This window comes from Paenibacillus sp. 11B (assembly GCF_030487755.1).
Taxonomy (GTDB): Bacteria; Bacillota; Bacilli; order Paenibacillales; family Paenibacillaceae; genus Paenibacillus; species Paenibacillus vandeheii.
The window spans coordinates 765,446-778,581 of record NZ_JAUKNS010000001.1 but is presented as its reverse complement, the minus strand read 5'-3'; the positions used below and the strand labels follow the sequence as shown (position 1 = coordinate 778,581).

Here is a 13,136-nt window from a genome sequence, read left to right as displayed (position 1 = left end):
CATGAAAAATTATGCCGTAGATATTGCTGTGAAGATGTTTATATCCCCATCACCACTGGATTTAGAGGAACAGCTCAACACCTGGATGTATGTCAAACCAAATGTATTGGTTATTGGGTTGGATGTTACTTCCGCCTACGACCCAGCAAACAGCAGGTTAGAATATACAGCAATCTTGGCATATCAAACCAGTGAGCGAGATGCGCCTTAATAGGAAAAAGGAGATCTATAAACTTGCAACAACAGACCTATAAATTATTGGGGTACAAGTTCGTGCAAGCAGGCATAAACTACGGTTTCCTTCTATTATATAAGGTCCAACCTAAGGAGGTGAGCAATCCCGTTGGTTATTTTTGAAAAAATCGGGATGATCATTACGGTGGTACTGGCATCTATAACGTTATATGGCGGGCTGATTGCACCAACGGCTCCTAATTCAATTGGAGAACAACATACAAAACATGCCCTCAAAGTGAAATCAGATCCGGATTCTACGTCCCATAAAGAAATGGTAGATATGTTGGAGCAATATATTGAATCGTATCAAGAGAAGATGGTAAGCCAGGCTAAATTGTTGAAGTATGTGAAGTGGGTAGATCAATATATTGAAGTTTCCAATATAGACTCCCTGTGGATATTCGCCATGATGTGGCAGGAGAGCCGCTTAATAGAGGATAGCACATCAAATCATGGAGCCATCGGGCTCCTTCAAATACTGCCGAGTACGGCCAAAACGTTTGGTGTTAAAGGCAGTGACTTATACAAGCCTGAAGTTAACATCAAAACCAGCATTAAATATATGGAATATCTTTTGGGAAAGTATGATGGAAACCTTCGCACAGCAACGATTGCGTACAATCAAGGAGAAGGAAATGTCGACAAGGGTAAGGCTCGCCCCTGGTATTACAACCAAGTGAAGAAACACCATAGCAAGATGATTCAGATGTTAAAGAAAAATTAAGTAAGAACGTTAGGATTGTTGGTGAATTTCCACAACATTTACATAGGGAGATCTAGATGGATAAATTTTCAGAACATATTAACATGAATTTGAAGTTGGACAAGAAATTTTACTCTATGGACCTTGTAGGAAATATTGAACGATGTCAAGTCGATGAACATTTTCTAGGAGATAGCATCTTGGTTAACGAGAACTTGATTTGGCATTCCGTACATAAATACATTGGAAAACCGGAAGTCATTATCAAAAATCATTGTGTGGAAAAAGACGATATTCTTCAATTGGGTCGCCTTGGTTTCATTAAAGCGGTCAAAGCATTTGACACGGGGCGTGGAGTGAAATTTAGTTCGTTTGCGGTTACTGCCATTGTAAGGGAAATCCGATGTTTTCTGAGAGATAGCGCAAGCATCATTCGACCCACTCGTACAGCTACTGAATTAATTAACCGAATCAATCGGCTGGAGCATGATATGGGGTATCTCCCGACAGCTCATGAAATCGCCTTGTTGCTCGACGAAGAAGAGGAGAAAATCAACAAGGCGCTTCAAGTGGGCAAGGGAGTCAAATACCTGGATGAGCCTGTCGGAGCAGATGATCAGCAAGCTCAAGCAGTTACGTTGATGGATACCATCTATAGTGGGGAAAACATTGAGGATGGAGTGGTAGACCGAATTTATGTTGACGCAGTTATTGACTCAGTGAAGCGAAAGTTAAGCGAGAAGGAAGTCACTGTCCTGAAACATCGGGTAGACGGCTTTAATCAAACACAAACAGCGGAGATGGAAGACATTAGCCAGATGAGAGTCTCCAGAATTATGCGAAAAGTGGCCAAGATGCTGGATAATAACTAATATTAATCACGCCTGGCAACTCCTCTTCAAGACTACAACATCCCTTCCGCAGCGCATATGCGAAAGGGATTTTTGCTGTTTTCTAACAGTGGGACATACTTCGGGTTGTCCAGACATAAGCTAGTACAAGATTCCAAGTGACCCGGAGGAATGAATCGATGCGAAAAATAATGAAATTTATGGCATGTATGCTGGTACCCTTGTTCCTGTTTCCTTCATTTGGGCTTGCTGAAGCCCAGGGAACAATACCTGGCCCTTCAACCCATGCCCAAAGCGCTGCTCTCATTGACGTGACATCGGGCCGAATATTGTACAGCAAAGATGGGGATAAGGAACTCCGAATTGCCAGCTTGACCAAAATCATGACGGCAATTGTAGCGATTGAACACGGTAAACTGGATGACAAAGTAAAAGTGACTTCCTCGGCGTTTGCCAAAGAAGGATCATCCATCTATCTCAAGCTGGGTGAAGAAATGACGCTGGAAAACATGCTGTATGGGCTAATGCTACGATCAGGCAACGATGCGGCCTCGGCGATTGCTGAACATATCGGTGGATCTGAAGAAGGATTTGTCCTGTTAATGAACAAAAAGGCAGAGCAAATTGGTTTGACCCATTCTCATTTTATGAATCCTCACGGACTTGACGCCGATGGACATTATTCCACCGCCAATGATCTGGCACGTTTAACCGCGTATGCGCTCAAGAATCCGGTATTCAAACGTATTGTAGCGACAGAGAACAAGTCTGCCCCCAATCCAAATGAGAGCTGGGATTACTCCTGGCAAAACAAAAATAAAATGCTGCGACTGTACGAGGGAGCCGATGGCGTAAAGACAGGATATACCAAGAAGGCATTTCGCTGTCTGGTCAGCTCTGCTACTCGTAATGGTCAACAACTTGCTGCGGTAACCCTGAACGACGGCGATGACTGGAATGATCATGCGCGTATGTTAGATTTCGGCTTTGAAAATTTCCCTTTGGTGGAAATTGCAAAAAAAGAACAGCCTGTACAGAACACGGATGTGGTCACAGGCCGCGGGTTCACTTATCCTCTGGCGAAGAGTGAGACATCCTCATTGACGAAAAAGCTGATTTTACTCGAAAACCGTGTCCAGGAGAGTACAGAGGGTGATGCAAAATCGACAGATCCTTCTTTTGGCTTGGCAGGCCGAATTGATATGCAACTTGATGGGAAGCTGGTGGGTTCAATTCCTGTGTATCGCAAAGGTAGTTATATTCCGCCGGAGCCGAAAACCGAGGATGCCACTCTGGGGGGAATCGGTGAAATTTCTACCTGGGCTTCCGCATGGCGTGCAGTATTAAGCCATCTGTTATCTCCATAATGAGGGGAGGGTTATCCTTTGATCAATTTAATCTGGCTTCTCATGATTGTAACCGGCTTTGCTTTTGCAGCAGCTCAGGGCAAAATTGAAGTCGTAACCCAGGCAGCTTTTGATGGAGCAGCAACGGGTGTAACAGTATGTTTTGGACTGATCAGTGTGCTCGTATTCTGGATGGGAATGATGAAAATGGCTGAGGATGCCGGGCTACTGGGCCGGATTGCGAAGCTCCTGGGTCCGGTTGTCGGCTTTTTGTTTCCTGATGTCCCACGGAACCATCCTGCTATGGGCTACATTTTATCCAACATGAGTGCCAATCTGCTTGGCCTCGGGAATGCGGCTACCCCAATGGGGATCAAAGCCATGCAGCAGCTGCAAGAGCTGAATCCGGATAAACAGACAGCGTCCCCTGCCATGTGTACCTTGCTGGCTCTGAATACGGCGAGCATCACCATTATTCCGACAACCCTGATAGCCATTCGTCTTAATTATCATTCTGCGAATGCCACGGAAATTGTAGGCACAACGCTAATGGCAACCATTGTTGCGACATTTGCAGCTATCGCAGCGGACCGCTGGTACCGAAACAGGGCGCTTCACAGGCCGCCGCGTGTACATAAAAGTGACAATCCCGGTATGAAAGGATGAGTAGCGTTGTTAACCTTCATCAACTGGATTTCCGCCTGGGCCATTCCGGTTATTATCGCGTTTGTTCCATTATATGCGTTTACCAAAAAGGTCCCGGTCTACGAATCCTTTGTTGATGGGGCCAAAGATGGATTCTCTACGGCAATCAGCATTATTCCCCATCTGGTAGGCATGATGGTAGCAATCAGTGTTTTCCGTGCTTCAGGTGCGCTGGATTATGTGATCAGTCTGATCGCCCCACTCGTGTCCTGGATGGGAGTTCCGGGAGAAGTATTGCCACTTGGCATTTTGCGTCCCTTGACCGGGACAGGCTCGCTCGCCTTTACGACAGATCTGATCAAAACCTATGGTCCCGATTCTATGATTGGCCGCATGGCTTCTACGATTCAAGGGAGTACGGATACAACTCTGTATGTTTTGACTGTTTATTTTGGAGCCGTAGGTATACGTAATGGCCGCTATGCTCTCAAAGTCGGGTTGTTTTCCGATGTGGTTGGTTTTATTGCTGCCTTGGTCATTTGTTTAATCGTTTTTGGATAAAAAATAAGTCCTCTCCTTCCGATATACTAGTTATGCTAGAATAATAGCGGAGGAGAGTGAGGATCATGCAGAAGAGTTGGAAACGAATGCTCCGCATTGGAATGTTAATTGTGGTTGCCATTGCACTGATTGCAGGACAAACAGGTTTTGCGGCGGCTCAAGCCGTCAATACGATTCAATTTACGGGTTACTTCGATAAACAGTTGCGTGCTCAGCTGGCCGTTTTAGCGGATTCTTTTCCAGTTGTGAACGTACGTTTGATCAAAAAGGCTGAACCCGATACGGTATATTATGATGTGGGTACCTCAATACTGATCTCCAAGGATGAAGTACTTACCAACTATCATGTCGTTCAGGATTTTGCTGAATTGTCTGATGGGGATAAAGGCACATTGACCGTAGCGAGCCCAGGTCAGCTGGACAAGTCAGTGAAAGCCAAAATCATCAAAACAGATCCGGTGACGGATATGGCATTGCTGAAGCTGGACAAAGAAATCGATGCACAACCAGTGACGTTTGCTAATGCGAGAGATAATCAAATTGTGTATACCATCGGATTTCCTAAAAATTCAGCTGGGGAACTTGTACTCTTGGACGACGATTTTCCTTCAACTTACAATACGATAGCCAAGAGCCGAGTATTTAATTCACAGGATACGGACGTTCCAGGCAAGATGGGTATTGGCAGTATCGTAAAATCAGTGGCACAAGGCAATTCGGGTGGCCCTGTTCTGGATCAGAATAATCGAGTTATTGGCATGATGACCTTTGTATATGGTGGACGCACTTATTTTATTACTTCAAAAACGCTGCAATCCTTCATTAAAGACAGTGCAACCCCTGCCAAAAAACCGGTTGCTGTTAACGGTAAAGTAGCGAGTTAACCTCATTCAATGTTCAGTGGTTACATACGGCTCAAAGTGAACGGCTCACCCTATGCTCCTGTTGCAAACAGGCAGTAAGAGGGTGAGCTTTTTTGGCATAAATTCATAGTTAAAAACAGCTCATAAGGCGTTTTCAACTCCCGCGTTTACAAATTCGATGGATTATCCTTGTGATTTCCGGCCCTGATGGGTATCATTAGTGTGAGGTGACATGACAAACATGGAAAGATTACAAAAAATTATCGCACAGGCAGGCATTGCATCCCGCCGCAAGAGCGAGGAACTGATCCTGTCCGGCAAAGTAGAAGTTAACGGGGAGGTCGTAACCGAACTGGGTACGAAAGCGAACCCCGAAGAGGATATGATTACGGTTAATGGTAAACCGATCCGCAGTGAAAAGAAAGTGTACATGATGTTGAACAAACCGAAAGGTGTTATCACAAGTGCTTCAGACCCGGAAGGTCGGAAAATTGTATCCGACTATCTTAAAGGTGTCAAAGAACGTGTGTATCCTGTTGGTCGTTTGGATTATGACACGGAAGGCCTGCTGATTCTGACCAATGATGGGGAATTTGCTCATTTGTTGACCCATCCAAAGCATCACGTACCGAAGACGTACCTGGCGACTGTTAAAGGGGTCCCACATGGTACTGCTCTGGAAAAATTAAAGACAGGCATTATGTTGGATGACGGCATGACAGCTCCTGCAGAGGTTGAGTACAAGGATGTTGACACCGCAGGAAATGAAGCTGTAATCTCCATCACCATTTACGAAGGGCGTAATCGTCAGGTTAGACGTATGTTCGAGGCGATTAACCATCCGGTAACACGTCTGAAGCGGATCTCGTTTGGTGGTATTTTGCTGCAAAACCTGAAACGGGGGCTGACACGCAATTTGACCAAAGAAGAAGTCAACAACCTGATTACGCTCGCAAAATCAGAACCCGCCAAAAAAATGAAAAAAAGGTAATGTGAGGACACATAATTTTCATAAAAGCGCCGCAGATTTGTGACGAAATTCGCTATAATTGTTCATAGGATGTTCACAGTTGTCCGAGACCGTAATATGCGAATGCTAGTCACTTAAAAGGGGAGCAGCACATGGGCAAATCAAGAAGAGCGGTGCAAATCGTCATTTTGTTATTGATCCTGGTGTTGGGCGGATACGCGATTACTACATCCGTATCCGGCTCGAATGGCAAGCCAAAAGAAGGGGACAAGGCTCCTTCTTTTGAACTGCTGGGCCTGGATGGACAAGTTCATACGTCTGAGGAATACAAAGGCAAAGCCATGGTAATCAACTTCTGGGGAACATGGTGTGAGCCTTGTGTCAAAGAGATGCCTGCACTTCAAGCGCAAGCGGACAAATGGAAGGACCAGGGTGTTCAATTTGTTGGTATCAATGTTGGGGAAGACCAGATGACCGTGGAAAATTTTGTACAGCAGGTGGGCGTTACGTTTCCGATTATGCTCGACCGTGACAAAAACTCGATCCGGGATTTTGGCATATCACCGATGCCAACGACATTTTTTGTCTCCGACACGGGTAAAATCTCCACCATTCATATCGGTCAACTAGACTTGGACACACTTGACGCTCAAATTTCACAACTGGCGAAACAGCCCTGACAGGAGGTCTAGTCGTGTTCCAGAATACGAAGTGTGAGTGCGGACACCAGAATCCGGTGGGCACTGTACTATGTGAAGCATGCGGCAAGCCGCTGCTGGAGTCCGAGGTCAAATCGGATGAAGTATTGGAAATGCGTTATGATGGCATGGCACGCCGTTCGCAACGTATGAATCCTAAAATCATTGACCGCATATGGAACTTTTTCTCCTCGGTCAAAATTGCGGTTTACATGATTGTGTTTACGCTTGTAGGTTCCATGCTGGGCACGATCTATCCACAAGAAAGTACGTTTCTGAATATTGATCCATCCGTATATTACAAGGACACATACGGTCAGTTGGGTCATATCTATTATCTGCTGGGTCTGTCCCATACATACGAATCCTGGTGGTTTATTTTGCTACTGGTGCTGATCGGTGCCTCACTGGTCATATGCAGTCTTGACCGGGTACTTCCACTATACAAAGCGCTGAACAAACAGAAAATACGTAAACACATGCAGTTTCTTACACGCCAGCGTCTGGTGTACCAAGGCTCCATAGATGAGGCATCAGAAGACTGGATAAAGAAAGCGGTTACTCCGCTTAAAAAGAAAGGTTATCGTGTGCACACCGAGGGTACGGCATTACTGGCTGAGAAACAGCGATTCAGCCGCTGGGGGCCTTATGTCCTTCATATCGGATTGATTATCTTTCTGTTGGCTGTTCTTGTTCGCGGAATTCCTGGTCTGAATCTGGATGAGCATGTTGCTTTTCCCGAAGGGGAGATCAAAAAAATCCCGAACACGTCCATGTATTTGAAGAATGAACAGTTTAATGTTGAATTTTACAGTGAAGATGAAGTCCCGGAACAATTTCGGAATCTGAATAAAACCGTTCCAAAACTGTTTGTAACCAAAGTGGTATTGTATGAATGTACAGCAGATTGTTCGGATCCTTCAAAGAAACCTCAGTTGTCCGAGGTGGCCCGACATGATGTTCGAGTGAACCATCCACTGAATTACAACGGATTGAAAGCGTATCAGTTTGATTATGATCTGACGCCAACGATTCGTTCGGTAACGCCTGATCTGGTCAATGCCCAGACGGGTGAGAAGTACGGAGCAATCCAAATTGCCATGATGGATACGCAGCGAACGTTTGAAGCAGGCCCCTATAGTCTGACAGTTAAAGAAAAATATATGGATTTTGGACTGGATGAAAATGGAGAGCCCAAATCAAAGTCTCCTTCGCCTAATGCGCCTGCCTTTCTATTTAACATCAAGGGGCCCGATTTACCCAAAGAGGGAATGCAGTACTTGTATTTTGCGAAGCAGGTGGATAAGCAGCGTTTTCAACAGGATGCAATTAACAAACAGCTAAATGGAGGAGAAATTCCTTTGCAGCTGGAGGTCGACAGTATGGACAAGGTTGATATCATTCAATCCGTAAGTTACCTCAATATACGTATTGATAAGGCTATGCCTTTCGTATGGGTTGGGGCAGGAATCGTCATGTTGGGTCTGGTTATGGGCTTTTACTGGCATCACCGTCGTATTTGGATTCGGATTGATGATAGACAGCTTACCCTAGGCGGCCATACCAACAAAAACTGGTTTGGCTTCAGGCGTGAAGTTGCAGCTGTGTTAAAACAGTTGAATGTGGAAGTGGATGAGAAGTCGTTGGATAACGGGGGGAACCAAACATGAGTTTATTGGATTTCAGCAGCGACGCATTTATCGTATCTTTTTTTCTATATTGTGCTGCATTTATGTTATATGGCGTTGCCGTCATGGGCAAGAAATGGAGTAATCGCGACCCGCAAGTTCATGTAGATCGATGGGGAAAGCGAGCCTTTATTGCATCAACTGTAGCACTAGCTGCACATCTTATCTTTTTTGGTACACGCTGGGCTGGGGCAGGACATATCCCGGTAAGTAATATGTATGAATTTATGAGTTTTCTATCCATGATGATTATGGTGGCATTTATCGTAGTCTATGCAATCTATCGCAAGTCATTGCTGGGACTGTTCGCATTGCCCCTAACCATCCTTATTATGGCCTATGCAGCCGTATTTCCTCAGGAAGTACAGCCGCTAATTCCTGCTTTGCAGTCGATATGGCTCAAGATTCATGTGACGTTGGCAGCGCTTGGAGAGGCATTCTTCGCCGTTGGCTTTGCGGCAGGATTCATGTACTTGTTACGTACGGTCGATTTCAGTGGCAAGGACAAGTCCTCCAGACGCCAGCGTGGGTGGGTTGAGTTTACATTAATTACGATCGTCGTTGTGGTTGGGTTTATCGGCTCTGTATTTGCTTTCCGTGCTTCTGGATATGAGGCCGTTTTTGTTAAGCAAACCACTAGCATTGACACAGAGGTACAGGAAAATAGTACAATAGAGAAAGTGATTTATCGCATGCCTCCTATATTTGCACCTTATAATAGTGAAGTGGAGAGCATAAAACCGTTTCTTGGCATGAAGGAACCTTTGCTTGAGACGCCTTCCTGGATGAACGGGGTAAACGCTGGACGTAAACTGAACACGGTAGTCTGGTCGTTAATCGTAGGGCTTATCCTGTATGGACTCATTCGTTTAATTGTAAGAAGACCGCTTGGACAAGCTCTGCAACCGATGCTGGACGGCATTGATTCCGATGATCTGGATGAGATTAGTTATCGTGCAATTGCTATCGGTTTCCCTATATTTACATTGGGAGCATTAATTTTCGCCATGATTTGGGCCCAGATTGCATGGAGCCGCTTCTGGGGATGGGACCCCAAAGAGGTGTGGGCACTGATAACATGGTTATATTATAGTGTGTACCTGCATTTGCGTTTGTCCAGAGGCTGGCAGGGCCGCAAGTCTGCCTGGCTTGCAGTACTTGGATTTTTGGTCGTTATGTTTACACTTGTTGGTGTGAATTTGATCATTGCCGGGTTGCATTCCTACGCAGGGGCAGACTAGGATTGGTCGTTTCGTTTTGTAAAGTTCCGGAGAGAAGTCCATGAAACATATATGTAAGCCCCTGCTTCAATAGGGGCTTTCAAATATTGTTCGCCAGATCGAACATAATAGAAGTGATGAGGAGTTATTGTAAAGGGGCTGGAGTGGAATGGCTGAACATGAGAACCGTATACTGGTCGTGGATGACGAGGAGAGAATCCGCCGACTTTTGAAAATGTATCTCGAAAAAGAAGGTTATGAAATTGATGAAGCAGAAGACGGGGAAACTGCGCTGCGTAAAGCAACTGCGGGTGACTATGGTCTGATTTTGCTTGATGTGATGTTGCCGGGTATGGACGGCGTTGAAGTATGTACTCGTCTGCGTCAGGTGAAATCAACCCCGGTGTTGATGCTTACTGCAAAAGGTGAAGAAATTAATCGTGTTCAGGGCTTCGAAGTGGGAGCTGATGACTATGTTGTTAAACCATTCAGTCCACGTGAAGTGATTTATCGGGTTAAGGCGATTCTGCGTCGTTCTTCTGCGACAGCTTATCTGTCCAAAGAGAGTAATTCAAGCAACAATATTGTGTTTCCTCATTTGGTCATCGAACATGATGCTCACCGCGTAACCGCAGGTGGTGAAGAGATCAGTTTAACACCGAAAGAATATGAACTGTTGCATTATCTCGCGACATCTCCAGATAAAGTTTTCTCCAGAGAAGAGCTGCTGAAGGATGTATGGAACTATGAATTCTTTGGTGATCTTCGTACGGTGGATACACATGTGAAGCGTCTTCGCGAGAAGTTAAACAAGGTGTCGCCAGAATCAGCGGCGATGATTACGACGGTGTGGGGTGTGGGTTATAAACTGGAAGTACCGAAGTAGTTTTAGTTTCTGGAGATCGCTGGTCGGGAAGTTATGGATTACGATTATTTGCCTTGTGGGCTGTGTACTCATAGCATTGGGTCTTTTTTTGCTGCCGTATATTGATACGAATTTTGCGGAGTCTGAGTCGAGAGATATCAAACGTTTGTTCACGTATGTTTGTATTATCGGCTTCAGCTTGACGACCTTTTTTGCGCTGTTTCTTTTTACGAAAATTACGCAGCCGATGCAGCAGTTAATTCAGGCAGCCAATGCGATTCGGAAAGGAAACTACGGTACACGTCTCTCTCTTGTAACGAGCGATGAGATTGGAGAATTAGGTAATACATTTAACCATATGGCTGCACAGCTGGAAGATAACATTCGCAACCTTAACCATGAGAAAGAACACTTGGCGAGCGTGCTCCGAAGCATGACCGATGCGGTAGTTACTTTCGACGGGGAGGGAAAGGTTATTTTGACGAACCCCCCTGGAGAGAAAATCATGCAGGCTTGGTGTGATTTGGACTGGGCACAGATGGGCGAGGGACAAGATTCGGAGAATTCTGTAAGCTCTTCTCGAGAGGTGCCGGAACCACTCGTTCCTTTGTTCAAAATGGTGATGGAGCAAGGTGGCGATCAGAACTCTAACGTGCATGTTCAACAGGGAGTCTGGTCTGTTCAGATGGCACCTTTATACGCAGATAGTGTCGTACGGGGCGCTGTAGCTGTGCTTCGTGATGTAACAGAAGAAGTACGACTAGAGAAGATGCGCCGTGATTTTGTCGCAAACGTATCTCACGAGATACGTACTCCGCTATCCATGATGCAAGGGTATAGTGAAGCTCTTTTGGATGGGATGGCGGCTTCTCCGGAAGAAAGTGAAGAGTTGATTCAAGTAATTCATGATGAGTCCTTGCGTATGGGCCGATTGGTTAAAGATCTGCTTGATCTTGCTCGAATGGAAGCGGGGCATACGGATATGGCCGTGAAGGAAGTGGATCTGGTTGAACTACTGGAACGAGTGTACAGAAAGTTCTCGGTACGTTCCAAAGAACAGGGGATCCATCTTCGGTTTGAGTGCAGACAGACTTTCATTGAACTTCATCAGGCCGATGAGGATCGTCTTGAACAGGTATTTACCAATTTACTGGATAATGCGTTTCGTCACACCCCATCAGGCAAAAATGTTCTTATCTCGGCAGAACTGTTAACGGATACTCGAACACCTGTAGCTAAAGTGATTGTAAAAGATGAGGGCGTAGGCATACCGTCTTCTGATTTACCATTCATCTTTGAACGTTTTTACAAAGCAGATAAGGCTCGGGTTCGGGGTGAAAGTGTCGGTACGGGACTTGGGCTCGCAATTGTAAAAAATATTGTGGATGCCCATCACGGCACCATTATCGTTAATAGTGTACTTGGCGAAGGTACAGAGTTTATTTTACAATTTCCTGTGGATTCTTCGAAATAGCCCGATTTCATACAAAAAGTGCGAAAGCATCCTCATGCTGAGGGTGCTTTTTTTGTTGAACACTACCGTTTAATCTTGTTCAACGTGGAACAGTATGTTCGCTTTTTTTGTCTCAAAAAATGTGTCCAAGATAATTTTGCCTCTTATTAAACATAAGCTTGAAAAGCGAAGTAGTTAAAGGAGGAGTGGATTAGGCATGCCTGATGAAAGAAAAAGGGTGAATATAAAAGCTTTTCTAGAAGGAAGATCATTTCGAGCAGGATCGCCGTTTATTCCCATAACATCGAGTGAAGTGGAGCAGTTGGAATCCATATTGAAAGCACTGTCCGTGACTATTCCTGCAGCTGTCAGTCAGCGTCTAATATTCTCGCATTGCAAAACAGTTTACGGAGCTTGCTGACCTTTGTTAATACCTCTGGTTTTCGAGCTGGGGTGAAAGCGGAGTTGCAATCCGTACTGGAGCTAACCATAGCAGGTTCTGAAGTTGTGCCTGTTGCCGTCATCAATCTGGCTGGCAACTTGCAAAATTTGCTCGATGATTTATTAAGTGTAACGTTGCTTCTGGAAGTTCCACCTGCAGAAAAAGATAAACTGGTTGGGGTGATTCGGTCCATATCCGTATCATTGAGTCGTGCCACCAGTTCGTTTGGAACCCCTGGAACCCCAGGCCCACCAGGTCCCCCCGGAGTTCCAGGGGTTCCGGGCGTACCGGGCGTGCCAGGTCCTGCCGGGCCAGGAGGAGCCGCAGGAGCTGTAGGTCCAGTAGGTCCTGTAGGACCCCAAGGCGTACCAGGTCCACAGGGGTTACCTGGAGTTGGACTGAATGATATTTTCGTTTTTGATCCAGCTCAGGCACCTGGCTTTGTGGAAGGTCAAGTGGTGTCATATAATGGCAGTCTTTATGTTGTTAATGCGAATGGGCCCACGGGTATACCCGGAAGTTCTCCGGACTACACGTTGTTTTTGTCAGGCGGAACCACTGGAGCAACAGGGGGAGGTTTAACGGGGGCGGTTC

13 protein-coding genes and 1 pseudogene are annotated in these 13,136 nt (G+C 45.5%); all 14 read left to right on the top strand.

The genetic code is table 11. The features are described from left to right. Position 1 precedes the first annotated feature (1 nt). Positions 2-211 (top strand): hypothetical protein, encoded by a 210-nt coding sequence (locus Q0V21_RS03450; protein WP_179282954.1) that lies wholly within the window; start codon positions 2-4, stop codon positions 209-211. Positions 212-343: 132 nt separating this feature from the next. Beyond that, positions 344-961, top strand: a complete 618-nt coding sequence (locus Q0V21_RS03445) for a lytic transglycosylase domain-containing protein (RefSeq protein ID WP_094936907.1) — start codon at positions 344-346, stop codon at positions 959-961. Positions 962-1,140: 179 nt separating this feature from the next. Beyond that, on the top strand, positions 1,141-1,812 hold the full coding sequence (locus Q0V21_RS03440; RefSeq protein WP_256984461.1) for a sigma-70 family RNA polymerase sigma factor: 672 nt from the start codon (positions 1,141-1,143) through the stop codon (positions 1,810-1,812). 158 nt (positions 1,813-1,970) lie between these two features. Then, positions 1,971-3,158, top strand: coding sequence for a D-alanyl-D-alanine carboxypeptidase family protein (locus Q0V21_RS03435; RefSeq protein ID WP_094936905.1), 1,188 nt, complete (start codon positions 1,971-1,973; stop codon positions 3,156-3,158). Between the two features lie 18 nt (positions 3,159-3,176). After that, positions 3,177-3,803, top strand: coding sequence for a nucleoside recognition domain-containing protein (locus Q0V21_RS03430; protein WP_024634048.1), 627 nt, complete (start codon positions 3,177-3,179; stop codon positions 3,801-3,803). Between the two features lie 6 nt (positions 3,804-3,809). Beyond that, positions 3,810-4,343: a spore maturation protein gene (locus tag Q0V21_RS03425; protein ID WP_079349442.1), complete on the top strand. Its 534-nt coding sequence runs from the start codon at positions 3,810-3,812 to the stop codon at positions 4,341-4,343. A 65-nt stretch (positions 4,344-4,408) separates the two neighbouring features. Next, a complete protein-coding gene (locus Q0V21_RS03420) occupies positions 4,409-5,227 on the top strand; it encodes a S1 family peptidase (RefSeq protein ID WP_301877635.1) in 819 nt (272 codons plus the stop codon). A 220-nt stretch (positions 5,228-5,447) separates the two neighbouring features. After that, positions 5,448-6,197 (top strand): pseudouridine synthase, encoded by a 750-nt coding sequence (locus Q0V21_RS03415; RefSeq protein ID WP_024634051.1) that lies wholly within the window; start codon positions 5,448-5,450, stop codon positions 6,195-6,197. 131 nt (positions 6,198-6,328) lie between these two features. Continuing rightward, entirely contained in the window at positions 6,329-6,856 is a 528-nt protein-coding gene (locus Q0V21_RS03410) for a redoxin domain-containing protein (protein WP_053784499.1), read from the top strand. 14 nt (positions 6,857-6,870) lie between these two features. Next, a complete protein-coding gene (gene resB, locus Q0V21_RS03405) occupies positions 6,871-8,544 on the top strand; it encodes a cytochrome c biogenesis protein ResB (RefSeq protein ID WP_301877632.1) in 1,674 nt (557 codons plus the stop codon). Further along, positions 8,541-9,803: a cytochrome c biogenesis protein CcsA gene (ccsA, locus tag Q0V21_RS03400; protein WP_079349439.1), complete on the top strand. Its 1,263-nt coding sequence runs from the start codon at positions 8,541-8,543 to the stop codon at positions 9,801-9,803. The genes resB and ccsA overlap by 4 nt, the downstream gene beginning before the upstream one ends. A 148-nt stretch (positions 9,804-9,951) precedes the next feature. Beyond that, the gene (locus Q0V21_RS03395) at positions 9,952-10,668 is read left to right on the top strand and encodes a response regulator transcription factor (RefSeq protein WP_017687664.1); all 717 of its coding nucleotides are present in this window, start codon (positions 9,952-9,954) and stop codon (positions 10,666-10,668) included. Beyond that, positions 10,637-12,121 carry an ATP-binding protein gene (locus Q0V21_RS03390; RefSeq protein ID WP_301246454.1) on the top strand — a complete coding sequence of 495 codons (1,485 nt, stop codon included), beginning with the start codon at positions 10,637-10,639 and terminating at the stop codon, positions 12,119-12,121. Before Q0V21_RS03395 ends, Q0V21_RS03390 begins: the two co-directional genes overlap by 32 nt. A gap of 306 nt (positions 12,122-12,427) precedes the next feature. Next, positions 12,428-12,742 (top strand): annotated as a pseudogene (locus Q0V21_RS03385) (collagen-like repeat preface domain-containing protein); the annotation flags it as partial. Positions 12,743-13,136 lie beyond the last annotated feature (394 nt).

What these genes read in the sequence shown, in the direction of transcription:
- Q0V21_RS03435 (WP_094936905.1), top strand. Translation starts at nt 1,971, where the DNA reads ATGCGAAAAATAATGAAATTTATGGCATGTATGCTGGTACCCTTGTTC.
- ccsA (WP_079349439.1), top strand. Translation starts at nt 8,541, where the DNA reads ATGAGTTTATTGGATTTCAGCAGCGACGCATTTATCGTATCTTTTTTT.
- Q0V21_RS03450 (WP_179282954.1), top strand. Translation starts at nt 2, where the DNA reads ATGAAAAATTATGCCGTAGATATTGCTGTGAAGATGTTTATATCCCCA.
- Q0V21_RS03420 (WP_301877635.1), top strand. Translation starts at nt 4,409, where the DNA reads ATGCAGAAGAGTTGGAAACGAATGCTCCGCATTGGAATGTTAATTGTG.
- Q0V21_RS03415 (WP_024634051.1), top strand. Translation starts at nt 5,448, where the DNA reads ATGGAAAGATTACAAAAAATTATCGCACAGGCAGGCATTGCATCCCGC.
- Q0V21_RS03410 (WP_053784499.1), top strand. Translation starts at nt 6,329, where the DNA reads ATGGGCAAATCAAGAAGAGCGGTGCAAATCGTCATTTTGTTATTGATC.
- Q0V21_RS03395 (WP_017687664.1), top strand. Translation starts at nt 9,952, where the DNA reads ATGGCTGAACATGAGAACCGTATACTGGTCGTGGATGACGAGGAGAGA.